22 protein-coding genes are annotated in these 25,502 nt (G+C 74.5%); 11 read left to right on the top strand and 11 right to left on the bottom strand.

Going from position 1 to position 25,502, the window contains the following annotated elements:
* Positions 1-127 precede the first annotated feature (127 nt).
* Positions 128-1,381 (bottom strand): FUSC family protein, encoded by a 1,254-nt coding sequence (locus ACW69E_RS12240; RefSeq protein ID WP_457498213.1) that lies wholly within the window; start codon positions 1,379-1,381, stop codon positions 128-130.
* A 280-nt stretch (positions 1,382-1,661) separates the two neighbouring features.
* Between ACW69E_RS12240 and ACW69E_RS12245 the strand changes: the two genes are divergently transcribed.
* The 3 genes from ACW69E_RS12245 (at position 1,662) to ACW69E_RS12255 (ending at position 6,708) form a co-directional block, all read left to right on the top strand.
* The gene (locus tag ACW69E_RS12245) at positions 1,662-3,518 is read left to right on the top strand and encodes a SpoIIE family protein phosphatase (protein WP_457498318.1); all 1,857 of its coding nucleotides are present in this window, start codon (positions 1,662-1,664) and stop codon (positions 3,516-3,518) included.
* Positions 3,519-3,706: 188 nt separating this feature from the next.
* A complete protein-coding gene (locus tag ACW69E_RS12250) occupies positions 3,707-6,235 on the top strand; it encodes a molybdopterin-dependent oxidoreductase (protein ID WP_457498214.1) in 2,529 nt (842 codons plus the stop codon).
* Positions 6,235-6,708, top strand: coding sequence for a hypothetical protein (locus tag ACW69E_RS12255; protein ID WP_457498215.1), 474 nt, complete (start codon positions 6,235-6,237; stop codon positions 6,706-6,708). Before ACW69E_RS12250 ends, ACW69E_RS12255 begins: the two co-directional genes overlap by 1 nt.
* Positions 6,709-6,781: 73 nt before the next feature.
* On the opposite strand, the gene ACW69E_RS12260 is transcribed toward ACW69E_RS12255, so the two are convergent.
* From ACW69E_RS12260 to paaI, 5 genes are all read right to left on the bottom strand, one after another.
* The gene (locus ACW69E_RS12260; protein WP_457498216.1) at positions 6,782-7,846 is read right to left on the bottom strand and encodes a cobalamin B12-binding domain-containing protein; all 1,065 of its coding nucleotides are present in this window, start codon (positions 7,844-7,846) and stop codon (positions 6,782-6,784) included.
* Entirely contained in the window at positions 7,843-9,537 is a 1,695-nt protein-coding gene (locus ACW69E_RS12265; RefSeq protein ID WP_457498217.1) for a SpoIIE family protein phosphatase, read from the bottom strand. Before ACW69E_RS12265 ends, ACW69E_RS12260 begins: the two co-directional genes overlap by 4 nt.
* Positions 9,538-9,737: 200 nt before the next feature.
* Complete coding sequence (locus ACW69E_RS12270; protein ID WP_457498218.1) at positions 9,738-10,223, bottom strand: MSMEG_6728 family protein; 486 nt, start codon at positions 10,221-10,223, stop codon at positions 9,738-9,740.
* Between the two features lie 149 nt (positions 10,224-10,372).
* Positions 10,373-11,731, bottom strand: coding sequence for a phenylacetate--CoA ligase PaaK (paaK, locus tag ACW69E_RS12275; protein WP_457498219.1), 1,359 nt, complete (start codon positions 11,729-11,731; stop codon positions 10,373-10,375).
* Positions 11,728-12,189: a hydroxyphenylacetyl-CoA thioesterase PaaI gene (paaI, locus tag ACW69E_RS12280; protein WP_457498220.1), complete on the bottom strand. Its 462-nt coding sequence runs from the start codon at positions 12,187-12,189 to the stop codon at positions 11,728-11,730. The genes paaK and paaI overlap by 4 nt, the downstream gene beginning before the upstream one ends.
* 293 nt (positions 12,190-12,482) lie before the next feature.
* Between paaI and ACW69E_RS12285 the strand changes: the two genes are divergently transcribed.
* From ACW69E_RS12285 to ACW69E_RS12295, 3 genes are all read left to right on the top strand, one after another.
* On the top strand, positions 12,483-13,340 hold the full coding sequence (locus ACW69E_RS12285; protein WP_457498221.1) for a 3-hydroxyacyl-CoA dehydrogenase family protein: 858 nt from the start codon (positions 12,483-12,485) through the stop codon (positions 13,338-13,340).
* Positions 13,341-13,547: 207 nt separating this feature from the next.
* The gene (locus ACW69E_RS12290) at positions 13,548-15,521 is read left to right on the top strand and encodes a hypothetical protein (protein WP_457498222.1); all 1,974 of its coding nucleotides are present in this window, start codon (positions 13,548-13,550) and stop codon (positions 15,519-15,521) included.
* Positions 15,522-15,526: 5 nt separating this feature from the next.
* Positions 15,527-16,975, top strand: coding sequence for a branched-chain amino acid ABC transporter substrate-binding protein (locus ACW69E_RS12295; RefSeq protein WP_457498223.1), 1,449 nt, complete (start codon positions 15,527-15,529; stop codon positions 16,973-16,975).
* Positions 16,976-17,047: 72 nt separating this feature from the next.
* Here ACW69E_RS12295 and ACW69E_RS12300 read toward each other — a convergent pair whose 3' ends face one another.
* The 4 genes from ACW69E_RS12300 to ACW69E_RS12315 form a co-directional block, all read right to left on the bottom strand.
* Positions 17,048-17,449: an OsmC family protein gene (locus ACW69E_RS12300; protein ID WP_237878119.1), complete on the bottom strand. Its 402-nt coding sequence runs from the start codon at positions 17,447-17,449 to the stop codon at positions 17,048-17,050.
* 104 nt (positions 17,450-17,553) lie between these two features.
* Complete coding sequence (locus tag ACW69E_RS12305) at positions 17,554-17,964, bottom strand: SRPBCC family protein (protein ID WP_457498224.1); 411 nt, start codon at positions 17,962-17,964, stop codon at positions 17,554-17,556.
* A 101-nt stretch (positions 17,965-18,065) separates the two neighbouring features.
* Entirely contained in the window at positions 18,066-19,412 is a 1,347-nt protein-coding gene (locus ACW69E_RS12310) for a 6-phospho-beta-glucosidase (protein WP_457498225.1), read from the bottom strand.
* Between the two features lie 116 nt (positions 19,413-19,528).
* Positions 19,529-19,765 (bottom strand): hypothetical protein, encoded by a 237-nt coding sequence (locus ACW69E_RS12315; protein WP_206347554.1) that lies wholly within the window; start codon positions 19,763-19,765, stop codon positions 19,529-19,531.
* A 284-nt stretch (positions 19,766-20,049) separates the two neighbouring features.
* On the opposite strand from ACW69E_RS12315, the gene ACW69E_RS12320 reads away from it, so the two are divergent.
* The 4 genes from ACW69E_RS12320 (at position 20,050) to ACW69E_RS12335 (ending at position 24,458) form a co-directional block, all read left to right on the top strand.
* Positions 20,050-21,393, top strand: a complete 1,344-nt coding sequence (locus tag ACW69E_RS12320) for an MFS transporter (RefSeq protein WP_457498226.1) — start codon at positions 20,050-20,052, stop codon at positions 21,391-21,393.
* A gap of 85 nt (positions 21,394-21,478) precedes the next feature.
* Positions 21,479-22,651 (top strand): anhydro-N-acetylmuramic acid kinase, encoded by a 1,173-nt coding sequence (locus tag ACW69E_RS12325; protein ID WP_457498227.1) that lies wholly within the window; start codon positions 21,479-21,481, stop codon positions 22,649-22,651.
* 54 nt (positions 22,652-22,705) lie between these two features.
* Positions 22,706-23,158: an RrF2 family transcriptional regulator gene (locus tag ACW69E_RS12330; protein ID WP_457498228.1), complete on the top strand. Its 453-nt coding sequence runs from the start codon at positions 22,706-22,708 to the stop codon at positions 23,156-23,158.
* A gap of 109 nt (positions 23,159-23,267) precedes the next feature.
* Complete coding sequence (locus ACW69E_RS12335; RefSeq protein ID WP_457498229.1) at positions 23,268-24,458, top strand: globin domain-containing protein; 1,191 nt, start codon at positions 23,268-23,270, stop codon at positions 24,456-24,458.
* A gap of 44 nt (positions 24,459-24,502) precedes the next feature.
* On the opposite strand, the gene ACW69E_RS12340 is transcribed toward ACW69E_RS12335, so the two are convergent.
* Positions 24,503-25,033, bottom strand: coding sequence for a CGNR zinc finger domain-containing protein (locus tag ACW69E_RS12340; RefSeq protein WP_457498230.1), 531 nt, complete (start codon positions 25,031-25,033; stop codon positions 24,503-24,505).
* Here ACW69E_RS12340 and ACW69E_RS12345 point away from each other — a divergent pair.
* Positions 24,992-25,366, top strand: coding sequence for an EamA family transporter (locus ACW69E_RS12345; RefSeq protein WP_457498231.1), 375 nt, complete (start codon positions 24,992-24,994; stop codon positions 25,364-25,366). The genes ACW69E_RS12340 and ACW69E_RS12345 overlap by 42 nt on opposite strands.
* Positions 25,367-25,502: the final 136 nt, after the last annotated feature.

The following is a 25,502-nucleotide window of genomic DNA, read 5'->3' on the forward strand; positions in this document are numbered from 1 at the left end:
GAGGCACGGAACACACTTCCGGACCGGCCCGCCGAAGTCCGGCCGACCGCTTTCCAGCAAACCACCGGCCACTGACAATCGCGCCCCGGCGCACCCCCGGCACATCCCCGGCGCGGCCCGGACGTGCTCAGACCTCCGCCCCCCGCTCGGTGTCGGGACCGCGGCGGCGGCGACGGCGGCGGCGGGGCAGCCGGAAACGGCGCTTGAACTCGTACAGCACCGGGTGCCGGTCGCGTTCCTCGCGGGTGTAGCGGTCCAGCTCCTCCGCCAGGCGCGTCGAGCGCTTCTCCACGTCCAGCTCGTCCAGCACCCGGTCGAACTCCGACAGCAGCGCACCCAGCAGGTGCCACTGGCGCGGATGCTCCTGGACGCGGGCGAGCAGCAGGTACGCGACCCGCTCGCGCCCGGCGCGTCCGGCCTCCATCTCGGCCGCCAGCCGTTCCTCCGCCTCCTCGGAACTGGCGCTGTCGGCGCTGGTGACCAGGACGGCGAAGCTCTGCACCGCTCCGGCGACGTTGCCGAACAGCTCCTCCACGGCCTCGGCCACCTCGTGCGGGAACAGCGGCTCCTCCTCGCGCTCCCTGGCCAGGTCGGTGAGGGTCCGCGACATCGCGCGCATCACGGTGGTGCAGATCTCCAGGGTGTCCAGGCCCGTCCGCAGCACGACCCGGGACAGCAGCGCCTCCTTCACCCGGGGGTTCAGGCGCAGGCTCTCCTCGGCCTGCACGAGGGAGGCGTCGACCTGCGTGATGTCGTTGTCCAGCCGCCGCGCCTCGTGGAGGCGGGCGGCCGCCCGGTGCACCGGGGTGGGAGTGCTCAGCTGCTCACCCATGCGCAGCAGCAGCAGCCGCATCCGGCCGGCCAGGTCCACCAGCGCCTCCTCGGCGGGCTGCACCCACACCGGAGGCACGAACAGGAAGTTGAACAGCAGACCGACCGCGGCGCCGATCAGGGTCTCCAGCACCCTGCTCAGGGCCAGGTCCGTGGCATGGGACACCCCCAGCACCAGCATGGCGCTGATCGCCACCTCGGGGATGAAGTCGCCGGCCCGCACCAGATGCCCGACGGCCAGGGAGGTGAGGATGAGCAGGCCCAGACTCCACCAGCTCAGGCCCACCAGGGCGCTGAAACCGACGGCCACCGTGACCCCGGCCACCACGGCGTTGACCCGGGTGATGCCCTTGGTGATCGTGGCGAACAGGGTGACCTGGACGACCAGCAGCGCGGTCAGCGGGGCCAGCAGCGGGGCCCGTGCGTCGGTCAGCCAGAGGGCGGCGGCGTAGGCGAGCGTCGCGGCCGCCGTGGAGCGGAGGGCCTGGACGACCGCCGGCTCCCTGCGCCGCCGTACGAGCTCGATCACGGGTACGGGAACTTCAGGCACACTACCGCCCTTCCCGCCCGGGGAAGATCGATACCGTGCGTCCTCCCACCGCCCCACCCGTGCGTCCTCCCACCGCCCCGTCCACCCGGGCGGATCACACCCCTCCGCCAGAGGTGCGGAGGGCCGCGGAATGTCTGGGAGGCCGGGAAGCGGGTAACCCGCAGTGCCGCGGACCGGGCGTACGCGGGAGCGCGATACCGGTACGGGCAGGACGGGACGCGGCGGTCGGCCGGGCGAGGAGGCGGTGAAGGGCAGTGGGACCACCAGGGACGGCGGGGCGATGAGCGGGGCCGACCGGACGGAGGAGCCCGGTGTCCTGCGCGCGGTCTTCGACGGCCTGGGCGCGGGCATCTACGCCACGGACGCCACCGGCCGCCTGATCGCCGCCAACCCCCGGGCCGAGCGGATGGTGGCGCGGCCCGCGGCGCGGATGCTGGGCCACGACATGCACGACCTGCTGCATCGCGACGTGGACGGGCAGCGGATCCCCCGGGAGGACTGCCGGATGCTCGCGGTCCTCGCCGACGGCCGCACCCGCGAGGGGGGTGACGAGTACCTGCTGCGGGGTGACGGCACCACCCTCCCGGTCATCTGGTCGGCCGCACTGCTGGAGCTGCCGGGGGAGCCGCCCGGCCTGGTCCTGGCCTTCCACGACTTCAGTGTGCGCAGCGCCGCCGAGCGGCAGACGGCCGCCTACCTCCAGGCGCTGGAGGCCCTGACCACCCGGCTGACCGTGGTGTCGGAGGTGTCCTCCGTCCTCATCTCCAGCCTGGACATCCCCCGGGTGCTCCGGAAGCTGGGCCGGATGCTGGTGCCGGACCTGGCCGACTGGACGGCGGTGGACGTGCTCACCGGGCAGCCGGACGAGGTCCTGCGCATCGCCGTGCACAGTGCCGCGGACCCGGAGGCGGCCGGGGAGCTGGAAGGCCCCCTGCCACCGCTGGCGGAGTCCGCGGGCGCGGATCTGGTGCGCGCCCTGCGCGGCGCCGGGACGGTCTCGCTGAACGCCGCGGACCTCGCACGCGAACCCGACACCCCACTCACGGCGGCCCACCGGCGGCTGTTCGACCGACTCGGCGGGCACAGCGCCGTGGTGGTGCCGCTGCACAGCCGCCGCCGGGTCTTCGGCGCCTTCACCGCGGCGCGCACCGGCGACTCGCCCTCCTACACCGAGGACGAGGTGATGATGCTCGCGGACATCGGCCGCCGGGCCGGGCTGGCCATGGACAACGCCCGCCTCTTCGACCAGCAGAGGCACGTCGCCGAGACCATGCAGCGCCAGCTGCTGACCCCGCTGCCCCAGGTGGACCATCTGCGGATGGCCGCCCGCTACCGGCCCGCCCAGGTGGCGGCCGAGATCGGCGGGGACTGGTACGACGCCTTCCTGCTGGAGGACGGTGTCACCACGATGGTCATCGGGGACGTGGTGGGCCACGACCTCCAGGCCGCCGCCCACATGGCCGAGGTCCGCAACATGCTGCGCGCCCTGGCCTGGGACCGCAGGGAGCCCCCCAGCCTGATCATGCGCCGTCTGGACGAGGCGATGACCAACACCAGCGACGCCCCCATGGCCACCATGGTCTTCGCCCGGATAGAGGGCCGCGAGGGCGGCCCCTGGAGGCTGCACTGGGTCAACGCCGGGCACCCCCCGCCGCTGCTGGTCGAGCCCGGCGGCGGCACCCGCTTCCTGGAGGCCGGCCACGGCCCCCTGCTGGGCATGAGCGCGACCCTGAACCTGGGGCTGCACTGGCCCGACGCCTACGAGGACCTCCCGCCGGAGGCGACGGTGGTGTTCTACACCGACGGTCTGGTGGAGAGCCGTACCAGGCCGATCGACACCGGCATGGAGCTGCTGTGCCGCCACGCCTCCGCCCTGGCCCGCCACGGTCTGGAGGAGTTCTGCGACGAACTGCTGGAGCGCATGGACCCCCGCGGCGACGACGTCGCCCTGCTGGCCCTGCGGCTGCCGAGGTACGGGGAGGGAGCCCCCGGGGACCGCACCCCGCCGCCGGCGCGCGGCGAACCGGTGCACAGTCCGGCGGATCCCTCCAGGTCGGCCCCGGGAGCGGAGGCGCTGGGCGCGGAGGATGTCTTCACACAGGCGCCCCACGGAACCGACCGGCCGCCGCTGCCCTGAGAACCCCTGGGCTCCCCGGGAACCGCTGCCCCGGGGGTCCGAGAGCCCCGGGAGGCCCGGCCCCCTCGGCGGTACGCCGACCGCCCGCCCTCCGGGGGAAGGCGTCCTCCCGCGCGCATTTCCGCCGCCGCCCGGGGTACCGCGTGGCACGGCACGCACGGGCGGGAACAGGCAGGGAGAGGAAGCGCATGGACCGGATCGCCGACATCTGGGGGCCCCGCACACCGCACGCCAGGGGGACGGTGTGGCCCGCCAGGGTCGACCGCCATCTGGAGGAGGGGGTGGCGGAGGAGGACGTCGAGCGCTGGGTGCGTTCCGCCTGTGTGCTGTGCAGCAACGGCTGCGGCTGCGAGATCGCCGTCAAGGACGGGCGCATGGTCGGGGTGCGCGGAGTGGCCGGCGACGTCGTCAACCACGGGCGGCTGGGCCCCAAGGGCCTGTACGGGAGCTGGTCCTGGGCGAACGGCGCCGACCGGCTCACCCGGCCCCTGGTCCGGGAGAACGGCCGCCTGGTCGAGACCGACTGGGAGACCGCGATGGGCCGGATCGCCGGGGTCTCCCGGCGGCTGCTGGAGGAGAAGGGCCCGCTCTCCCACGGCTTCTACACCTCCGGCCAGCTCTTCCTGGAGGAGTACTACACCCTGGCCGTGATCGGGAAGGCCGGCCTGGGCACCCCCCACATGGACGGCAACACCCGGCTGTGCACGGCCACCAGTGCCGCCGCCTTCAAGGAGTCCTTCGGCACCGACGGGCAGCCCGGTTCCTACACCGACATCGAGCACTGCGACGCGCTCTTCCTCTTCGGCCACAACATGCCCGAGACCCAGACGGTGCTGTGGGCGCGCGTGCTGGACCGCACCCGCGCCGAAGACCCGCCGAAGGTGGTGTGCGTGGACCCGCGCCGCACCAAGGTCGCCGAGGAGGCCGAGCGCACCGGCGGAGTCCACCTCGCGCCCCGGGTCGGCACCAACATGGCCCTGATGAACGGCCTGACCCGGGAGCTGTTCGAATGCGGCCGGGTGGACGAGGAGTGGGTGGGGCGCCACACCCTGGGCGTGGAGGAGCTGCGCGGGACGGTGGAGCCCTACACGCCCGAGGAGACCGCCCGGATCTGCGGAGTGGACGCCGGCGACGTGCGGCGCGCGGCGCGGATCTTCGGGGAGAGCGAGCGGGTGCTGTCCACCGTGCTGCAGGGCTTCTACCAGTCGCACCAGGCCACCGCCGCCGCCGTGGCCGTGCACAACCTGCATCTGCTGCGCGGCATGATCGGCCGCCCGGGCGCCGGCGTCCTCCAGATGAACGGCCAGCCCACCGCCCAGAACACCCGCGAGTGCGGCGCCGACGGCGACCTGCCCGGCTTCCGCAACTGGAGCAACCCCGCGCACGTCCGCGAGCTGGCCAAGCTGTGGAACGTCGACGAGCTGACGATCCCGCACTGGGCCCCGCCCACCCACGCCATGCAGATCTTCCGCTACGCCGAGCAGGGCTCCGTCGGGCTGCTGTGGATCTCGGCCACCAACCCGGTCGTCTCCATGCCCGAGTCGTCCCGCGTCCGCAGGATCCTCGGCGGCGGGAAGTGCTTCACGGTCGTCCAGGACCTCTTCCTCACCGAGACCGCCGAACTGGCCGACGTGGTGCTGCCCGCGGCCGGCTGGGGCGAGAAGACCGGCTGTTACACCAACGCGAGCCGCGTCGTGCATCTGTCGGAGAAGGCCGTCGAACCGCCCGGCGAGGCCAGGAGCGACCTGGACATCTTCCTGATGTACGCCGACGCCATGGACTTCCGCGACGCCGACGGCGCTCCGCTGATCAAGTGGCGCACCCCCGAGGAGGCGTTCGGCGCCTGGCGCGAGTGCAGCCGCGGCCGCCCCTGCGACTACAGCGGCCTGTCCTACGACAGGCTGCGCGGCCCCACCGGCATCCCCTGGCCCTGCACCGACGAGCATCCCGACGGCACCGGCCGGCTGTACGCGGACGGGGTGTTCAACACCGGTCCCGAGTACTGCGAGACCTACGGCCACGACCTGCTCACCGGCGGCACGGTGACCCCCGTCGAGTACCGGGCCAAGGCCCCGGCCGGCCGAGCCCTCCTCAAGGGCGCGCCCTATGTGCCGCCCCACGAGGAACCAGATGAGGAGTACCCGCTGCTGTACACCACCGGGCGCACCGCCTACCACTTCCACACCCGCACCAAGACCGGCCGCTCCCGCGAGCTGAACCGGGCCGCGCCCGACGCCTGGGCGGAGCTGTCCGCCCCCGACGCGCGGCGGCTGGGGATCGCCGAGGGCGACCGGGTGCGGGTGGAGTCGCCGCGTGGGGCGATCGAGGTGCGCGCCCGGATCGGGCATGTGCGGGAGGGCACGGTCTTCGCGCCCTTCCACTACGGCCGCTGGGATCCGGAGGAGGTGTCGCCCGACGGCGCGCCCCGGCAGGCCAACGAACTGACCATGACCATCTGGGACCCGGTGTCCAAGCAGCCGTACTTCAAGACGGCCGCCTGCCGGGTGACCAAGGTCGCCGACGGTGACGGCCCCGCCCCCGCGCCCACCACGACCGCCTCCGGGCCGGCCGGCGGTCCCGTACCGCCCACCCGGGGCGGGCCGGAGGCGGACACCTTCGCCGAGCCCGCCCCCACCCCCGACTACCCGGGCGACCCCGCCACCGCCCCCGAGGCCCCCGGCCACATCGCCGAGGCCGCCGCCCCGGGGAGGTCCTGATGCCCCATCTGGCCGTCTACGTAGGTCTGCTCCACCGCAGCGAGCAGACCCTCGCCGAGGCCCTGCGCACCGTGGGGGAGGGGCACGCCGCGGAGGCCGATCTCCACCACACCTGCGACACCCTGGCGAAGATGAGCGAGGCGCACGTCCGCCGTCTGGAGCCCGTCGCCCGCCGTTACGGCGAGCAGGCCGCCGGCGAGGACGTCGAGGAGCCCGAGCGGCTGCACGCCGAGGGGCTCGCCGGGGTCCGCGGGGGGCCCGTCGGACTGCTGCGAGACCTCCAGGACCTGTACGTGCTGGGCACCCTCGTCCAGACGACCTGGACGGCCGTGGCCCAGGCGGCCCAGGGGGCCCGCGACCGCGAGCTGCTGGAACTCGCCCACGAGTGCGAGGGCGAGACGGACCGTCAGCTGTCCTGGCTCAACACCCGGCTGAAGGCGGCGGCACCGCAGGCACTGCTGGTCGCGGACTGACCGCGGGCCGCCCCGCCCCGCCCTGGCCGGCGCCGCGCCGGCCGCGTGGACAGCTCCGCGCCCGCGGGGCGGGTCACGGGGACGGGGGACGGAGTTCGCGGTCGAGCGCGCCCCGCGCCGCGGCGATGTACGCCGAGGCACGGGGCAGCTCGCGGAAGGCGTCGGCCATGGCCTCCAGCACCGCGGACAGGGCGTCGACGGGCAGGTTCCGGGCGGTCATGATCCGGCCCGTCCACGCGGTGAAGCCCTCGAACAGCCCGGGATCGTCGACGTACAGCGCGGCCACCAGGTACTCCACGACACGGTGGAGGTCCTCGACGGTGTACTCCCGCTGACGTCCGGCGTACTCCCGCAACTGCGGGAACCGCTCGGGCAGCACCGCCATCACGTCGTCGACGAGCCGCCCGCGGGCCTCGTCGACCAGGACGTGCTCGCGGTCGGCCAGGTGCGGCAGCGCCTCCTCGGCGGTCGGGGGCAGCTCGGAGGGGGGCGCGATGCCCGCCGCGAGGCGCTCGGCCGCGCCGCGGGCGCTGCCGGCCCAGGCGTCGGCGCCCAGCAGACGGGCGTAGCGGCCGCCCGGGCCGAACCCGGCGCCTCCCGCCAGCACGGGCACTCCGGCGGCCCGGCAGGCGGTGACGGCCGCGTGGGCGACGGGCAGCCGTACGGGCAGGGAGCACGACAGGGCCACCGCGTCCGGGCCGGTTGAGTGCAGGCGGGACACCAGATACCGGGCGGACACATGGGCCCCGAGGAAGTCCACGTGCCAGCCGCGCAGCCGCAGCACCTCGGCGACCAGCCGGGCGGGCAGCGTGTGCCACTCGCCGTCGGCGCAGGCCACGACGGCCCGGCCGAGCCGGGCGGGGACCTGTGCCGCCGGGTGGCCGGCGACGGCGGTGACGGCGCGGTCGCTGACGGCGGTGGCCGCGTGCTCCTGCGCGACGGTGAGCCGGTTCTCCGCCCAGCGCACGCCGACCCGCCGCTGCGCGGGCGCGATGACCTCCAGCAGGATGTCCTCGGGCGCGAAGCCCCGGTCCAGTGCCTCGGTGACCTGGGCGACGGCCCAGCGCTCGTCCGCGTTCTCCAGCGCCGTCCAGAAGTCCTCCATCCGGCTCCCGAGAGCCTCCGCTCCCGGGCTCACCGGTCGTCTCCCGCACGGACGTTCCCGCCCACCGCGCTCAGCGGGGTGCGGTGGGCCGCGGTGACGGCCACCAGCGCGATGTCGTCGTGCTCCCGGCCCGCCAGCCACTCGGAGGTGAGCATCCCGACGCGCTCGACGACGGCCTGGGCGTGCAGGCCCGCGCAGGAGCCCAGCGCGTCGGCCAGGCGCTCCTCCCCGAACATCTCGCCGTAGGGCCCGCCCCGGGCCTCGGTGACACCGTCGGAGTACAGCAGGCAGGTCTCCCCGGGCAGCAGGGCGGTGGAGCAGGTGGTCGCGGTCGCCTCCGGCAGCACGCCGATCAGCGTGCCCGAGGTGCGGGCGGCCTCCACACTCCCGTCGTGCCGCAGGATCAGCGGCGGCGGATGCCCGGCCGAGGTCAGCCGCAGCGCGACCCGGCCGGTGCCGGGGTCGGGGGCGCCGAACGAGGCGAGCACCAGGGTGACGAACCGGTTCTGGGGGCCGCTCAGCAGCGTGCGGTTGAGCAGGTCCAGCAGCCGTACGTGGTCGGACTCGACCAGCCGCAGCGCCGCGAGCGTGTTGCGGATCTTCCCCGTCAGGACAGCCGCCTCCGGGCCCTTGCCGGCCACGTCTCCGAGCACGACGTCGGTCTCCCGGCCGGGCCCGTCGGCCGGGAGCACGTCGTAGAAGTCCCCGCCGATGCTCTGGGCGCTCTGGGCGGGACGGTAGGCCCCGGCCAGCTCCACGCCCTCCGGATGCGGCAGTGCGGGCGGCAGCAGCTCGCGCTGGAGCACGGCGACGGTGGCGACCTGCTCCGCGTAGAGCGCGGCGGACGAGATCGCGGCACCGGCGCGGGCGGCGAAGATCCGGGTCACGGTGTCGTCCTCCGGGCCGGCGTCCTCGCTTCCGGCACGGCGCAGCAGCACCATCGCCCCGGCGGTCTCGCCGCTGCCCGGCAGCGGGACGACCGTCGAGGAGACCGGACGGCCGAACCCCTCGGGCAGCAGCCACGCGGGAACCAGGCCGGGATCGACCGGCCGGAAGGACACCGGCGGGAAGCCCGCCAGCGCCTCGGCCAGCCCCGGCATCTCCTCCGGGGACGCGGACAGGGTCTCCTCCTCCAGCCGCCCGTCGAAGACCGCCCGGGTCACCTCCGGGCGGCGGTCCCGCGACAGGCGGACCACGACGGCGGCGTCGGCGAGGTGGCCGGCCGCCAGCCGGGCGGTCGTCACCACGCACCTGCGCGGGTTGAGCGAGGCCTGGAGCCGGGCGGAGGCCCGGGCCAGGAAGGCGGTGCTCTCCCGTTCCGAGCGCAGCGACCGCTCGGCGTCCTCCCGGCCGGTGACGTCGGTGAGCCACCAGGCGGTGTGCCCGTCCGGAAGGGGAGCGGCGTACGCGGTGAAGACTCGCCCCCGGAGGGGCCCGTGCGCGGTCGTGGCCGCCCCGGCGTCCGGTCCCTCGTGCCCGCCGTGTTCGCCGTGCCCGCCGTGTTCACCCCGCGCGGCGGAGACCAGCCAGCCGGGCGCCACGCCGGCATCCGGCGGAACCCCGGGGGCGAGACCGGGCAGCAGGGCGCGCGCCGAGGCGTTCACCAGCGACACCCGTCCCCGCCGGTCCACCGCGATCACCGGCGCCGGCGCCGACTCGACCGCCTGCCCGGCCAGGGCGCGGGATTCCCCGGAGAGGTCCGGAAAGCGAGGAGGGTTGCTCACGGAAGAACGGGGGCACGGCACTCGGGGTGCTCCGCCCGGTCCCCCCTTCGACGGTCGGCGTGGATGGACGGTTGCTCTCTGCCAAGAGTCTCGCGGGGGAGGTGAGGGGCGCAAACCCGTCCCGCCGCGCCCCCTGCGCGCCGGCCCGCGCGGGCTCCGATCGCCTTCACCCCCCTCCCGTACCCCCCGGGGCCGGGACCTCACCCCGGCTCCTGGGCGCGGGGGCCGCGGTCGGAGGCGGGCCACACATACGGCAGATCGTCCGGCACGCCGGGGAACAGGGGCACGTAGTGGTCGGGGTCCTTGCGGACCAGGGAGGAGCGGTGGCTGCGGTGGAAGGCGGGATCACCCAGCCAGGGCGGCAGCTCGCCGGCCGCCTCCAGTTCCTCCTGGGAGCGGGGGACGGCGATGCCGGTCGCGTGCCGCAGATCGGTCAGCATGGTGGCCTCGCAGGTGTCGGCGCGCCCCGCCAGCCGCCAGTGGCGGCAGATCTCCATGCCGTAGCGGACCAGCGCCTCCTCGTACCCCGTCCACATGCGCACGGCCGGGTGCCGGGCCCAGCCGTAGCCGGGCACGGTCAGGGCACGCAGCACCTGCAGGGCCTCCACCCGCTGCTTGCCCAGCCGCCGTGCGTCGAGCACCCGGGCGGTCCCGGCGAAGTCGGCGAGCGGCAGGAACGTCTGCACGGTGTCCCATCCATCCCTTGCGTCCCCCTCGGTGCGGACTGCGATGATCGCAGTCCGCACCGAGGGGCGCAGTCGGGAGGCGGCCGACCGGGTGCCCGGCAGGCCGCCCCCGGGCCGGGGCCCGGGGGCACGTCCGCAGCGCCGCCGGGTCAGCCCTCGCGGGCGTCGACGACGCGGCGGATCTTGCCCACCGACCGCTCCAGGGTCTCCGGATCGACCACGTCCACGTCGACGGTGATGCCGACGCCGTCCTTGACGCCCTGGGCGACGGCAGCCGCCGCGGCCGCGCGTCGCTCGGGTCCGGCGTCCGGGCGGGCCTCGACACGCACGGTCATGTGGTCCATCCGGCCCCGGCGGGTGAGCCGTATCTGGAAGTGCGGGGCGACGCCGGGGACCCGCAGCAGGATCTCCTCGATCTGGGTGGGGAAGACGTTGACCCCGCGCAGGATGATCATGTCGTCGCAGCGGCCGGTGACCTTCTCCATGCGGCGGAAGGCGGGGCGTGCGGTGCCCGGCAGCAGCCGCGTCAGGTCACGGGTGCGGTAGCGGACGACCGGCAGGGCCTGCTTGGTCAGCGAGGTGAACACCAGCTCGCCCTCCTCGCCGTCGGGCAGCACCTCGCCGGTGAACGGGTCCACGACCTCCGGGTAGAAGTGGTCCTCCCAGATGTGCAGCCCGTCCTTGGTCTCCACGCACTCCTGCGCGACGCCGGGGCCCATCACCTCCGACAGCCCGTAGATGTCCACCGCGTGCAGCCCGGCGCGCTCCTCGATCTCGCGGCGCATCCCCTCCGTCCACGGCTCGGCGCCGAAGATCCCCACCTCCAGTGAGGAGTCGCGCGGATCGACGCCCTGTCGCTCGAACTCGTCGAGGAGGGCGAGCATGTAGGAGGGCGTCACCATGATGATCTCGGGCCGGAGATCCAGGATCAGCCGCACCTGCCGGGCCGTCATGCCGCCGGAGGCCGGTATGACGGTGCAGCCCGCCCGCTCGGCCCCGTAGTGCGCGCCGAGCCCGCCGGTGAACAGCCCGTAGCCGTAGGCGATGTGCACCTTGTGTCCGGGGCGGCCGCCGGCGGCCCGGATGGAGCGGGCGACGACGTCCGCCCACACCTCGAGGTCTTCCTCGGTGTAACCGACCACGGTGGGGCGCCCGGTGGTGCCGCTGGAGGCGTGCAGCCTGCGCACCTCGGACATCGGGACGGCGAACATGCCGTAGGGGTAGGTGTCGCGCAGATCGGCCTTGGTGGTGAACGGGAAGCGTGCGAGGTCCGCCAGGGAGCGGCAGTCCTCCGGTGTGACGCCCGCCGTCTCGAAGGCGCGCCGGTAGTGCTCCACGTTGTCGTACGCGTGCCGCAGGGTGGAGCGGAGCCGGTCGAGCTGGAGTGCGCGCAGCTCCTCGCGGTCCATCCGCTCGGCCGCGTCCAGCGAGGCTAGGGCGGGTGCCCGGCCCGGCCTCGGGGCCGGGGCGAGGGCCGGGCGCGGGGGAGGGGTGGTGCCGCCGCTCATGGCGCCTCCTTACCCGCCGGGGCGCCGCGTCCGTCCGCGCCGCGCTCGCCGACGGTGCGGCTGCGTCCGCGGAACTCGGCGATCACCCGGTCGTCCGCCTCCCGCCGGACGGTGACGTCGTAGACACCGCTGCGGCCGAAGCGGGCGCGCTCCTCGGCGACGGCCAGCAGCACGTCGCCCTCGTGGGCGGGAGCGGCGAAGACGACGTCCGCGCCGGCCGCCACGGTCACCGGGCCGCGGCTGTTGCAGGCGCAGGCGAACGCGGTGTCGGCGAGCGTGAACAGAAAGCCGCCGTGGGCGACGCCGTGGCCGTTCACCATGCGCGCCGTCACCGGCATCCGCACCGCCGCCGAGCCGTCACCGGCCCGGAGCAGCTCCATGCCCAGGCCCCGGGAGGCCCGGTCGGCGGCGAACATCCGCTGGGCGGGGCCCTGTCCGGCCTCCGTGAGCTGTGTCATACGCCTCCACCACTCCAGTCGTGGACGATCACGGGCCTCAGGGCCGCCGTGCGGCGCCGCGGGCCCGGACCCGCGCCCCTTGAGCCCGACCGACCATTCGGTTAGCTTTGCGGCGACGCCAGGTAAACCGACGTCCGGACCGCCTGTCAAGGGACGGGACGCCCGCCGGTACGGTCGCCCTGCCCCCGGCGTGCGCCCCGGTGCCCGTGCGGCACACGTACGCGCGGACGGGCACACGGGCGCGGCGGACACGGCGGGCACGGCAGCGGACGCGACAGACACGAGGAGAGCTCATGGCAGCGGCACCGGGAACCGTCGGCGTGGTGGGCGGCGGGCGGATGGGCGCGGGCATCGCGCAGTCCTTCGCGACGGCCGGCTCGGCGGTGGTCGTCGTGGAGAGCGGCGAGCAGGCCGCCGCGGCGGCCCTGGAGCGCGTCGCCACCGGCCTGCGCCGGGCCGCCGAGCGCGGCAGGCTGGAGGAGCCCGCCGAGCGGGTCCTGGCCCGCGTCACCACCGTCACGGCGGTGGAGGACCTGCCCGGCGGCGCCGACCTGGTCGTCGAGGCCGTCCCCGAGGACCCCGCCCTCAAGGCACGGCTGCTCGCCGCCGCGGAGAAGGCCGTCGGCGAGTCGGCGGTGCTGGCCACCAACACCAGCTCCCTGTCCGTCACCGAACTGGGCACCGCGCTGGCCCGCCCCGAGCGGTTCTTGGGCATGCACTTCTTCAACCCCGTGCCCGCCTCCGCCCTGGTGGAGCTGGTCGTGGCCGGGCGGACCGCGGACGGCACCGTGCGGACGGCCCTGGAATGGGTCCGCGCCCTGGGCAAGAAGGACGTCGTCGTCAGGGACTCGCCCGGCTTCGCCAGCAGCCGGCTGGGCGTGGCCCTCGGCCTGGAGGCGATCCGGATGGTGGAGGAGGGGGTCGCCGAGCCCGAGGCCATCGACGCCGCCATGAGCCTGGGCTACAAGCACCCGATGGGACCGCTGCGGCTGACCGACCTCGTCGGCCTCGACGTGCGCCTGGCCATCGCCGAGTACCTCCACGACACCCTGGGTGAGCGCTTCGCGCCGCCAAAGCTGCTGCGGGAGAAGGTCGCCCGCGGCGAGCTGGGCCGCAAGACCGGCCGAGGCTTCTACACCTGGGAGGACTGACACACCCCGGGAGCACCGGCACCCCGGGAGCACCGGTCCCGGGCGGGCCGGTGCCCCGGTGCCCGCCGCCTTCCGCGGCGGGCACCGTACTCCCCGCACCTTCCCTACTTCCCGCGGCGGGCGGTCGCTTTTCGTTGTCGGCCGTGCACCGAAGGTGGCATCCTCCTGTGTGCCGACGGTTGGTTGTCACGGGGGAGGGCCGGTCGGATGGAGGATTCCCGCGCGGGAACGGGCATGCGGGGGCGCAACGGCATCCTGGCCCTCGTCGCCGAGTGCCTGGAGCAGCCGCCCGGTACGGAGCGGCCGGTGACGATGCTGGTCGGCCCGCGGGGGAGCGGGGCCAGCGAGGCGCACGGCGCCGTCATGGGCCGCTTCGGCCCGGAACACCCCTTCGCCTACCTCAACTTCGCCGCGGATCAGGCACTGCTGCCCCGCTACGCCCTCGCCCTGATCGCCCGGCAGCTGGAGCGCAGGCTGCCGCAGTACCGCGTCTCGCGCTTCCCTCGGCTCACCCTCGGCCTGCTCGCCTCGGACCGCGAGCTGCGGATGCCCGACCGCTCGCAGGGCCGGCGCGCCGTCCAGCGGCAGCTCGAGGAGTTCCGGCGGCAGGCCGAGGACCGGCACGGCGACTACCTCTCCGCCTTCCTGGAGGTCGCCGGCAGCGCGCTGGGCGCGCCCAACGGCGCTCCCGCGGTGGTCGCGGCCCTCCTGCGGGACGCCGCCGCGCGCGGCGGCCGCAGACTGCCGGGGAGGGTCTTCGCCGGCGCCCCGCAGTGGTTCGGCGACCACCCGCTGGTGCCCTCCCGGGATCCGTGGGACGCCCTGCTGGAACTCAACATGTGGCGGCACAGCGGCAGCGAGCAGGAGAAGCGGATCCTCGACCGCGTCCTGTTCGCCGCGTTCCTCGACGACCTCCGCCACGACACCACCCGCTGGTTCGCCCCCGGCTCCTATCTGCTGCTGCTGGACAACTGCCACACCGACCAGGGCCGGCTGTTCCTGGAACTGCTCACCGGCGCCCGCCGCGACGCCGCCCTGACCGGGGCCGTCTGCGACCCCCTGACGGTGGTGGGCAGCTCCAACCGCTGGCTGGAGAACTGGGGCTCGTCCGCCGGGGACCAGTGGCCCTGGCGGCTGCGCGGCCCGGACCGGGCCTGTCTCGCCGACTGGCGCGAGCGCCGTCCGGCCCACGACAGCGACGACTCCTGGTGGTACCCGCTGCGGCTGCGCGATCTGACGCTCGACGAGGTGCGCACCGGCATCGAGCTGGCCTCGCCCCGCCACTCCGGCCTCGCCCCCTTCGTGTACCGGCTGACGCGTGGCCTGCCGGTGGCGGTACGGCAGGTGATGGACGTCCTGGACCTGGCCAACACGCCCCGCCGGGGCAGCGGCGAGTTCGACCTGTGGCTGCGCTCCCTGCCCGGCCGAAGGATGCGCCGCGCGCCGCACGACACCCTGGCCGACGCGGCGCTGGACCACCTTCTGGAGGACTTCCCGCAGGCCCAGCGCGAAGCGCTGGTGCGGTGCGCGGCGGCCCGCGACCTGTCCATGGGCAGCAGGGTCCTCGGCGCGGTGACCCCGGGCGGCGCCGGCGAGTCGCTGTTCAACGAGGTGCGCTCGCGCTGGCTGCTGGAACCCGGGCACGCGCAGCCGCGCCTGCACCCGTGGCTGCGCAGACTGCTGCTGTGGCGGCTGGCCGCGGACCCCGGCGAGTGGGACACCGTCCACGACCTGATGGCGGACCACTTCGAGGCGGAGGGCCGGCCCGAGGAGGCGATGTACCACCGGCTGGCGGCGCACCGCGTCGAGGACGTGGTGGAACAGATGGCGGTCCGCTTCCGCGAGTTGAGCGCCGCACGCTGGATCCGGCTGTTCAACGCGGTCACCTCCGCGCCCAACCGGCTGCCCGCCGACCGCTCGCCGCTGGAACTGCTGGGAGAGCTCGCTCCCGAGGTGCCCACCCACTCGATCACCGACGTCTCGGTGATCCGGGGACTGGTCTGCGCGCGCTGGCTGTGGAGCGACCCGCTCGGCGACCCCGGGCTGCGGCTGAACAGCGTGATAGCGGCCAAGTACGACCGGCTGTCCGAACTGAGGGGGAGTGAGATCGTGGCCCTGTACGACGAGGCCGAGCGCTACCGGCACTGGCGCCATCCGCTGACGCTCGCGGACGAGGGGTGATGGGCGTGGCCGGACGCCGGATCTCCCTGCTGACCGTCAAGCGCTCCGTCACCGCCGCCGTGGTGCTGGCCGTCCTGGCCGGGGTGTCGCTGTTCGTCCACGACTGGTACGTCCACCGCGACGACCTGTGCGCGCGGGGCGTGACGAGGATGGAGGAGCCGAGAGCGGAGTGCGTCGGGACCACCGACGGCTCGTACGTCTTCGCCGAGCACCTGGCCGCGGTGAGCGGGAGGATCGAGCGGGCGAACCGGGAGGTCACCGCGGGGGACGGGAAGTACGTCACCGTGGCGTACATGACCTCCGTCACGGTCGACGAGAACGACAGCAACCCCGAGGAGTCCATACGGCACGAACTCCAGGGCGCCCATCTGGCGCAGCAGCGGCACAACGAGCGCTTCACCCCGAAGATCAGGCTGCTGATCGCCAACACCGGCAGCGGCTCCGCGCACTGGCGGCACACCGTCGACGGGCTGATCGGGCTCAGGGACGGCGGCGAGCCGCTGGTGGCGGTCACCGGCCTGGGGCCGAGCACGGACCGCAACCTGGCCGCCCTCAGGAGACTGTCCGACGCCGGCCTGGCGACGGTGGCCAGCACGATGACCGCCACCGGCATCGGCGGCATGGAGGGCTTCGTCCGCGTCGCACCCACCAACGTCGACGAGGCCAGGGCGGCGGCCCGGTACCTCAGGCAGAAGAAGATACGCACGGCCATGGTGGTCCAGGACGTGGCGGAGGGAAACCTGTACGCCGACACCCTGGGCGACGCCTTCACCGAGGAGTTCCCCCGGGGAGGCAAGGAGCACGAACTGGTCGCCGAACGCAAACAGTTCGACTCCTCCCTGGAGGACAGCTGGAGGAACGAGCTGCAGATCCTGTCGAACCAGCTGTGTTTCCACCGGCCCGAGGCCGTCTACTTCGCCGGGAGGGGACGGCATCTCACCCACTTCCTCGACGCGCTGGCCGAGCGGTTCTGCACCGAGTGGGACTTCATCGTGATGACCGGCGACGACACCACCAACCTCACCGACGAGCAGGTCAGAAAGGCCGCCGACAGCGGGGTGCAGGTCTTCTACACCGGGCTGGCCCACCCGGAGATGTGGAAGGACGAACCGGACGGCGCGCCCGGGGCGGTGCAGGCGGCCTTCCGCAAGGGCGGCGTGCTGGAGCAGTGGTTCGGCAGGGAGCGGCACATCGACGGCCAGGCGATGATGGCGCACGACGCGGTGCTGACCGCGGCCCGTGGCGCGCAGATGGCGAGCAGGGGGACGCGTGTCACCGGCCGGGCGGTCGGCAGGATGTTCCAGCTCATGGAGGACAGTGCCCAGGTCAGAGGGGCGAGCGGCACGCTGACGTTCGAGGAGAACGGTGACGCGCACGACAAGGCGGTGCCGATCCTGAAGCTCGCCTCCAACGGCGATCCGGTCTTCGTCATGGTCCTCTCGCCCCGCGGCTGAGACGGGGGGCGGCGCGGGGCGGGAAGCGGTCCGGGGGAGTGGTGCGGGAGAAGCGGCCCGGGACCCGGCCCGTCAGGCCGGCGGCGGGTCCAGCCGGTCGCCGAGCGGGCAGATGCGCAGGGCCTGCTCGATGACACGGCTGCGCCGGTCCCCCTCGGCGGTGGGCAGCGAGACGTCGGCGGTGGCGTCGAAGCGGTAGTGCTGGGCGCCGCCGTTGCTGAGCCGGACGCGGGCGGTCACCTCGCTGCCGGAGGGATCCACGCCGGTCTCGGTGGCCGCGATGACCAGCGCCTGGTGCAGACAGGTGGCCAGCGCGGCCGCGTACAGCTGCTCGGGGTCGTACCCGTGCCCGCTGCCGCCCAGCTCGCTGGGGGCGCCGACCGGGAGGCCGGCCCTCCCGGAGACGTCCACCCGGCCGGTGCCGTGCAGGGAGCGGGCCTGGGCGGTGTACAGATCCTGTTGGGTTGGGGCCATGGGGGAGGTCTACCCGTGCGCTTTCGGTGGAAGGCGCCCCCGAACGCGTGACGCCTCGCGGGCGCCGGCCCGCCTCCCACTGGTCCTCGTGCCGGTCCCGCGTGTCAGCCCGCGTCCTCGGTGCGCATCCGCACCTCCTCGGCCAGCCTCTCCAGGCTCCGGTCGAGTGAGGCGTCGATCTCCTCCCGCGAGGGCGCGTGGCTCTCGTCGAAGAAGGACAGGTGCACGGTCACCTCGCTGGCCCCGCTGCCGATGCCCGCCACCTGGAGCCAGCCGGCGTACGCGCCCTCGTCGCGCGTGCCCCACTCCGCCCGGAACTGGTCGGGCCGGGTGTGGAACAGGGCCCGGACGTCGTGCCCTGTGCGGTCCTCGTGCACGGTCACGGCCGGGGGGTCCTCCACATGGGCGTGGAGGTCCGACGGAAGCCAGCGGTCCAGCCGCTCCGGGTCGCTGATCTGGTCGAAGACCAGCTCGGGCAGGGCGGGCATGGTTCGGGAACGCTCGTACTCGCTCACCGGATCTCGCTTTCGGGTCGTACGGCATCGGACCCGGCACTGGGTACCCCCGTCCGGGCCGGGCATCCCCGCCTTCTCCGTCCGGCCCGCCCCCGGTACGGTCAGCCGAACCCGCCCGCCGCGTCCAGGATCCGCCCGGCCACCCCCACCGAGTCCACCAGCGGGTGCAGCGCCAGCGCCCGCAGCGCCGCCTCGCGCGAACCGGTGAGCGCCGCCTCGATCGCGGCCCGCTCCACGGCCTTGAGCGTGAGCATCAGCCCGAGCTGGTCGGCCGCCACGGCGCCGGCCGCCAGCGGGTGCGCACCGGAGGCGTCGACCAGGCACGGCACCTCGACCACCGCGTCGCCGTCCAGCCCGGGGACGGCGCCGCGGCCGGGGACGTTCAGGATCAGCGTGGTGCGCTCGTCCCGGGCGATCGCCCGCATCAGGGCCAGCGCCACCCGGTCGTAACCCCCGCCCTCCAGGTCGCAGCTGTCGCGCTCCCAGCCGCCGGAGGCCTCGCGGCTCTCGGCCAGGTAGGTCTCCTCGCGCTCGCGGCGGGTGCGCTCCCACTCGCCGTACGCCTGCGCGGGGTCGTCCGGCCGCGCCAGCTCGTAGAAGCGGGACTGCTGGCCGTGGAGGAACTCGCCGCGCGTTTCCCCGGCCCCGCGGACGGCGGCGACCGCCTCGCGGCTGAAGTAGTAGTAGTGCAGGTACTCGTTGGGCAGCGCGCCCAGCGTCCGCAGCCAGTCGGCGCCGAACAGCCTGCCCTCCTCGAAGGAGGCGAGCGCGGCCGGGTCGGCCAGCAGCTCGGGCAGCCGGTCGCGGCCGTCCACCGTGAGGCGGCGCAGCCAGCCCAGGTGGTTCAGGCCCACGTAGTCGTAGCCGGCGCGGTCCGGGTCGGCGCCCAGGGCGCGCGCGGCGCGGCGGCACAGCCCGACGGGCGAGTCGCAGATGCCGATGACGCGTTCGCCCAGACCGCGCTCGCGCAGGACGGCGGCCATCGCCTCGGTCACCATCCCGGCGGGGTTGGTGAAGTTGATGGTCCACGCCCCGGGGGCGAGTTCGGCGATCCGCTCGGCGACGCGCACGGCCACCGGCAGGGTGCGCAGGCCGTACAGCACGCCGCCCGCGCCCACCGTCTCCTGCCCCAGCACCCCCTCGGCCAGCGGGATCCGCTCGTCGCGCACCCGGCCGTCCAGCCCTCCGACCCGGATGGCGGAGAAGACGAAGTCGGCGCCGCGCAGCGCGTCGTCGAGGTCGGTGGTGGCGCGCAGCGCGGGGGCCGGTCCGGTGTGCCGCCCGCGCTGGTGGGCGAGGACCGCGCCGATCGCGTCCAGCCGGGCGCGGTCGGTGTCGTACAGGACGAGTTCGGTGACGCGGCCGGCCCGGTCTCCCGCGTCCTCCAGCAGTGCCCGGTGCACCAGCGGCACCCGGAACCCGCCGCCGCCCAGCACGGTGAGCCTCATTCCCGGCCACCTCCGGCAGCCGCTCCCGGCACGGTCCGCGGCATGGTCGTCAAGACGTCTTGTCTCACGCCGCCACGGTCTCACACCGGACCCGCGCCGGGGTACGGTCCGGCCGCTCAGCCGTGGTCGACCAGCTCCACGTGCCCCTGCGTCCGCGCGCAGTGGGCGGAGCAGAAGAACCGCCCGTCCGCCGACTGCGAGCCGTGGCCCAGGATGCGGCACTGGCAGTTCTCGCAGATGGGCGCCATCCGGTGCGCCGCGCACTCCAGGCTGTCGAAGACGTGGACGGCGCCCGCCGCGTGCACCTCGAAGGCCATCTCGTAGTCGTTGCCGCACACCTCGCACACGCTCATGACATGTGTCCCTTCCGCCGGTCGTCCGCTGGGTGGGTCAGCGGCAAGGATGGCCGCGGACGCCCGCCCGCCCCCTCCGCGACGCGGCGGCCGGGCTCCGACCGGCGCACTGCCACCACCCGCCCGGCCGACGCGCCGGTGCGCCGCGGTGCGGACGGCGTGACGTGCTCACGGCAATAAGGTCCGGGTTCCGGACATCTCCTCTCCGCCGGTGGGGCATGACTGGCCGTGAAACCCACGGTGGGGCCCGGCAGGGCGCACCGACGGACCGGGAGGACGGGACGATGACGGCGACCGCGGAGGCCAGGGACAAAGAGCCGGGGAACGGCGAAGCGGGGAAGGGATCACCGCCCGCCTCACGGCGCGCGCTGGTGGCGGGATCGGTCGGCAACTTCATCGAGTGGTACGAGTTCGGGGTCTACGGGTACTTCGCGACGATCATCGCCGCGCGGTTCTTCACCCCCGAGGGCGGAAGCGACGTCGAGGCACTGGTGAAGACCTACGCCTCCTTCGCGCTGGCCTTCTTCTTCCGTCCGGTGGGCGCGGCCCTGTTCGGCCGGATCGGCGACCGGATCGGCCGCCGCCCCACCCTGATCCTGGTGGTCTCGCTGATGACCGCCGCCACGGCGGCCATCGGCCTGCTGCCGACGTACGCCACCGTGGGCGCCGCCGCGCCGTGGCTGCTCACCCTCGCCCGCGTCCTCCAGGGGCTGTCGGCGGGCGGGGAGTTCGGCGGTGCGGTGTCGGTGATGACGGAGTTCGCGCCGCCCGGCCGGCGCGGGCTGTACGGGGCCTGGCAGTCGTTCACGGTGGCGCTCGGCCTGCTCGCCGGCGCCGGCCTGGCCGCACTGCTGGCCACGGTGCTGGACGAGGCGGCCCTCCACGAGTGGGGCTGGCGGCTGCCGTTCCTGCTGGCCGTGCCGATGGGGCTGGCCGCGCTGTGGCTGCGGCTGCGGCTGGAGGAGACGCCCTCCTTCCGGCGCTCCTCTGGCGCGGAGTCCACGCCCGCCGAGGCCTCCCCACCGTCCGCCGCCTCGACCTGGCGGGCCATCGCCCTGGGGGTCGGCCGCCTGATGGGCTGGTCGGCCGCCGGATACACCTTCCTCGTCGTGATGCCCTCCTACCTCCAGAGCACCCTGGGGGCCTCCTTCCAGCAGGCGCTGCTGGCCACGGTCGTGGCCAACGCGGGCTTCGCGCTGGCCATCCTCCCCGCCGGGGCGCTCAGCGACCGGATCGGGCGGCGGGCCGTGATGGTCGCGGGCACGGTCGCGCTGATCGCCCTCGCCTTCCCCCTGCTGGGCCTCCTCCAGGACCCGGACGCCTCCCGGGCGGCCGGGGCGGCGGCGGTGTTCGCGGCCGGCGCGGCGGTGGGGCTGCTGGCCGGGCCCGGCCCGGCGATGCTCGCCGAGATGTTCCCCACCACCGTCCGCTACACCGGGCTGGGGCTGGCGTACTCGCTGTCCAACGCGGTCTTCTCCGGCTCGGCCGGGCTCATCATCACCGAACTGATCAAGCGCACCGGCGACGCCGACATCCCCGCCCTGTACGTGGTGGCCGTCTGCGCGGCGGGTCTGCCTGCGCTGCTCACGCTGCGCGGCGACGACCACCGGCGCGCGCTGCGGGACTGACCGGGTACGGACGGCGCGTGCGGTGCGGACGGCGCGGACGGCGCGCACCGGCGGGAACGGCACGGAGAAGACGGAGGGCACGGGCATGAGGGTGATCGGACTGATGTCGGGGACGTCCTGCGACGCGATCGACGCGGCGGCCGCCGACCTGGAGATCGAGGGCGACACGGTCGTCCTGACCCCGCTGGGCGACCTGGAGTGCGCATTCCCCGGCGGGCTGCGCCGCGAACTGCTCGCGGCGCTCCCGCCGTCGCCCACCACCATGGCCGCGGTCTGCCGGCTCGACACCCTCCTCGGGCAGGCACTCGCGGCGGCGGCCGACCGCGCCGACCGCGAACTGTGCTCCGAAAAAGCGGAGTTGGTCGTCTCCCACGGGCAGACCGTCTACCACTGGGCGGAGGACGGCCGGGTGCGCGGCACCCTCCAGCTCGGCCAGCCCGCCTGGATCGCCGAGCGCACCGGCCGCACGGTCGTCTCCGACCTGCGCCCGCGCGACGTGGCCGCCGGCGGGCAGGGCGCGCCGCTGGTGAGCGCCCTGGACGTGATGTGGCTGCGCGGCCGGCCGGGGACGCCCGTCGCCCTCAACCTGGGGGGCATCGCCAACATCACGGTGGCGCACGGGGCGCGCGGCCCGCTGGCGTACGACACCGGGCCCGCCAACGTACTGCTCGACACGGCCGTGCGGGAGCTGACCGGGGGCCGGGCCGACCACGACGCGGACGGCGCGCTGGCCGCAGCGGGCGCCGTCTGCCGACCGCTGCTGGACAGACTGCTGGCCGAGCCGTACTACGCCCGGCCCGCGCCGAAGACCACCGGCCGGGAGCTGTTCGACGCCGCCTATCTGCGCACCGCCCTGGCCGGTTTCGGGCATCTTCCGGCCGAGGACGTGCTGGCCACCCTCACCGAGCTGACGGCCCGCACCGTCGCCGACGCCGTACGCGCCGCGGGTGGCACCGAGGTGATCGTCTCGGGCGGCGGCACCCGCAACCCCGCACTGCTGGCCCGGCTCGCCCGCGCCCTGGACGGGACTCTGGTACGCGTGTCCGACGGGCTCGGTCTGCCCTCCGGTGCCAAGGAGGCCTACGCCTTCGCGCTGCTGGGCTTCCTCACGGCCCTCGGTCTGCCCGGCACGGTCCCGGCCTGCACCGGCGCGCGCCACGCCCGGGTGCTGGGGTCGATCACACCGGGTCTGGGAGGACCTCTGCCGCGGCCCTGGGGCGGTCCCGCGCCCGTACGGCTGCGTGTGGCCCGGACCTGACCTTCACATGACCCCCAAATTCGCATCACGGATGCGTATTGATATCTTCATGGCATGCGGCTGACGAAGTTCACCGATCTGGCACTGCGTGTGGTGATGCGCCTGGCGGTGATGGACGAGGGCGAGGTCCCCACCTCCCGGGAGGTCGCCGAATCGGTGGCCGCGCCTTACACGCACGTGTCCAAGGTGGTGAGCCGCCTCCAGCACATGGGTGTGCTGGAGGCCCGGCGGGGCAGGGGCGGCGGGCTGGAGCTGACCTCCCGCGGCCGGGAGGCCTCCGTCGGCCGGCTCGTCCGCCAACTGGAGGGCGCCGGTGACGTGGTGGGCTGCGAGGATCCGTCCGCGCCCTGCCCGCTGCGCGGCGCGTGCCGCCTGCGGTCCGCGCTGTACGAGGCCCAGGAGGCCTTCTACGCGACGCTCGACCCGCTGACGGTGCGGGACCTGGTGGGCGGACCGGCGGGGCCCGTGGTGCTCCGCCTGCTCACCGGCCCGCCGTCCCCCACGTAGCCGCCCGGCCCGACCCGTATCCGAGCCGGCCGCGAACCGAACCAGGTGCCGTGGAGTGGTTCCGCGCGCCCTAAAACTCGCATCCGAGATGCGAATTGAGGAGTCAGTGATGCTGTCCGAGAAGTCCACCGCCGTCGTACGCGCCACCCTGCCGGCCATCGGAGCCGCCATCGGCGACATCACCCCGGTCTTCTACCGCAGGATGTTCGCAGCCCACCCCGAGCTGCTGCGCGACCTGTTCAACCGGGGCAACCAGGCCAACGGCACCCAGAGCCGCGCACTGGCCGGTTCCATCGCCGTCTTCGCCACCATGCTGCTGGAGAACCCCGACCGGCGCCCCGACGCGATGCTGGCCCGCATCGCCCACAAGCACGCCGCCCTGGGCATCACCGCCGACCAGTACACGATCGTCCACCGCCATCTGTTCGCCGCCATCGCCGAGGTCCTGGGCGAGGCGGTCACCCCCGAGGTGGCCGAGGCGTGGGACGAGGTGTACTGGCTGATGGCCGGTGCCCTGATCGCCATGGAGGCGCGGCTGTACGCCGCGAGCGGCCTCGGCGACGGGGACGTGTGGCGGCCCTGGAAGGTGGTCGGCCGCATGGAGGAGACCGCCGAGGTGGCGACCTTCATGCTCCGCCCGGCCGACGACGGCTCCGTGCCGCCCTTCCGGCCGGGGCAGTACGTCTCCGTCCAGGTCGCCCTGCCCGACGGGGCGCGGCAGATCCGCCAGTACAGCCTCTCCTGCGCCCCCGACGGCGACGACCGCTGGATATCGGTCAAGCGCGTCGGCGGCGACCCGGCCGGCGAGGTCTCCAACTGGCTGCACGAGAACGTCCGCGAGGGCGATGTGCTCACCGTCGGCGCGCCCTTCGGCGACGTGGCGCTGGACGACGGCGACGGGCCGGTCCTGCTCGCCTCGGCGGGCATCGGCTGCACCCCGATGGTCAGCATGCTGGCCCATCTGGCCGCCACCGGCTCCCCGCGCCGCACCACCGTGGTGCACGGCGACCGCACCGAGTCCTCCCACGCATTCCGCGAGCAGATGGAGCAGCTCGCCGCCAAGCTGCCCGGCACCGCCCTCCACGTCTGGTACGAGCGCCCCGAGGGCCGGTGGCCGGCCGAGCGCACCGGACTGGTCGACCTGTCCGGCGTCGAGATCCCCGAGGAGGTCCGCGCCTACCTGTGCGGGCCGGTGCCGTTCATGCGCTCGGTGCGCACCCAGCTGCTGGAGCGCGGCGTCCCCGCCTCCCGCATCCACTACGAGTCCTTCGGACCCGACCTGGGCCTCGACGCCGGCTGAGCCCCCGCCGCCCGGCTCGCCCGCCCCGGGGCGGGCGAGCCGGATCACCCCGCTGCGCGGCGGGCGCGGTAGGCGTTGACCTTGGCCCGGTTGCCGCACTCCGCCATCTGGCACCAGGTGCCGGAGCGGTTCTTGGAATGGTCGTAGAACGCCCACTGACAGTCCTCGGACGGGCAGATCCTCAGCCGGCGCCAGGTGCCGTCGAAGGCCGCGTGCCCGGCGATGGCGAGGCAGCGGCCGAGCGCTCCGGTGACGCCGGCGGTGGTGCCGGGCGCCAGCTCCGGTGTCCCGTCGGGGAGGAAACGCAGTCGCACCCCGGCGTCGCGGATGGCCGCGTCGAGTGTTCGCCGGGAGGTGTCGTCCGCCCCGGCGGGGTCCTGGCCCGCGCGGCTCGGCGTGTTCACTCGCGCCAGGGCGCGCAGGGCCTCGCGGACCTCGGTGACGCGCAGGCGGTCGCGCTCGTCCAGAGGGTCGGAGGCGGCGATGAGCCCCTGTTCGACCAGCCATTCGCGGTGGCCGGCCTGGCGTGGCTGGTGGCGCAGTGCTTCAGCGGGGTTCCGGAACTGCTGCGCCACCCCGACCTGCTGGCCAGAGCCTGCCTCATCGGGGTGGCCGGCACTCTGGCGCCGTTCGTGCTCTACGCGTGGGGCGCCGCCGAGGTGGGAGCCCAGGCCGCGGCCGTGAACATCTCCCTCGAGCCGTTGTTCGGCGCCGTGCTGGCGTGGATGTGGCTCGGGCAGACCGTCGGCGGAGTCCAGGCCGCCGGAGCGGTGGTGATGATCACCGCCGTGGTGGCCATCCAGCTCCCGCGGCGCCGGGCCCGGTCCGGAGCCGTACGGCAGCGCGACGACTTCAGGTCGCCGGCGCGTGAACCGGACCGCCCCGAGGGCCGGACCACCGGGCGTTGAGCCGCCGCCCGCCGGATGGCCGGCCGCAGCCGCGCCGACGGTTCGGCGGGCGTACCCGCGCCAAAGCGGTTTGGCCGGCCGGCAGCGGCAGCGCCGGCTCGATCGGCGCCCACTCGTCATCGCTCGGCCTGCGTCT

Source organism: Streptomyces sp. SS8 (assembly GCF_054072955.1).

What these genes read in the sequence shown, in the direction of transcription:
- ACW69E_RS12245 (WP_457498318.1), top strand. Translation starts at nt 1,662, where the DNA reads ATGAGCGGGGCCGACCGGACGGAGGAGCCCGGTGTCCTGCGCGCGGTC.
- ACW69E_RS12250 (WP_457498214.1), top strand. Translation starts at nt 3,707, where the DNA reads ATGGACCGGATCGCCGACATCTGGGGGCCCCGCACACCGCACGCCAGG.
- ACW69E_RS12255 (WP_457498215.1), top strand. Translation starts at nt 6,235, where the DNA reads ATGCCCCATCTGGCCGTCTACGTAGGTCTGCTCCACCGCAGCGAGCAG.
- paaK (WP_457498219.1), bottom strand. Translation starts at nt 11,731, where the DNA reads ATGAGCGGCGGCACCACCCCTCCCCCGCGCCCGGCCCTCGCCCCGGCC.
- paaI (WP_457498220.1), bottom strand. Translation starts at nt 12,189, where the DNA reads ATGACACAGCTCACGGAGGCCGGACAGGGCCCCGCCCAGCGGATGTTC.
- ACW69E_RS12285 (WP_457498221.1), top strand. Translation starts at nt 12,483, where the DNA reads ATGGCAGCGGCACCGGGAACCGTCGGCGTGGTGGGCGGCGGGCGGATG.
- ACW69E_RS12290 (WP_457498222.1), top strand. Translation starts at nt 13,548, where the DNA reads ATGGAGGATTCCCGCGCGGGAACGGGCATGCGGGGGCGCAACGGCATC.
- ACW69E_RS12300 (WP_237878119.1), bottom strand. Translation starts at nt 17,449, where the DNA reads ATGGCCCCAACCCAACAGGATCTGTACACCGCCCAGGCCCGCTCCCTG.
- ACW69E_RS12310 (WP_457498225.1), bottom strand. Translation starts at nt 19,412, where the DNA reads ATGAGGCTCACCGTGCTGGGCGGCGGCGGGTTCCGGGTGCCGCTGGTG.
- ACW69E_RS12315 (WP_206347554.1), bottom strand. Translation starts at nt 19,765, where the DNA reads ATGAGCGTGTGCGAGGTGTGCGGCAACGACTACGAGATGGCCTTCGAG.
- ACW69E_RS12320 (WP_457498226.1), top strand. Translation starts at nt 20,050, where the DNA reads ATGACGGCGACCGCGGAGGCCAGGGACAAAGAGCCGGGGAACGGCGAA.
- ACW69E_RS12325 (WP_457498227.1), top strand. Translation starts at nt 21,479, where the DNA reads ATGAGGGTGATCGGACTGATGTCGGGGACGTCCTGCGACGCGATCGAC.
- ACW69E_RS12330 (WP_457498228.1), top strand. Translation starts at nt 22,706, where the DNA reads ATGCGGCTGACGAAGTTCACCGATCTGGCACTGCGTGTGGTGATGCGC.
- ACW69E_RS12335 (WP_457498229.1), top strand. Translation starts at nt 23,268, where the DNA reads ATGCTGTCCGAGAAGTCCACCGCCGTCGTACGCGCCACCCTGCCGGCC.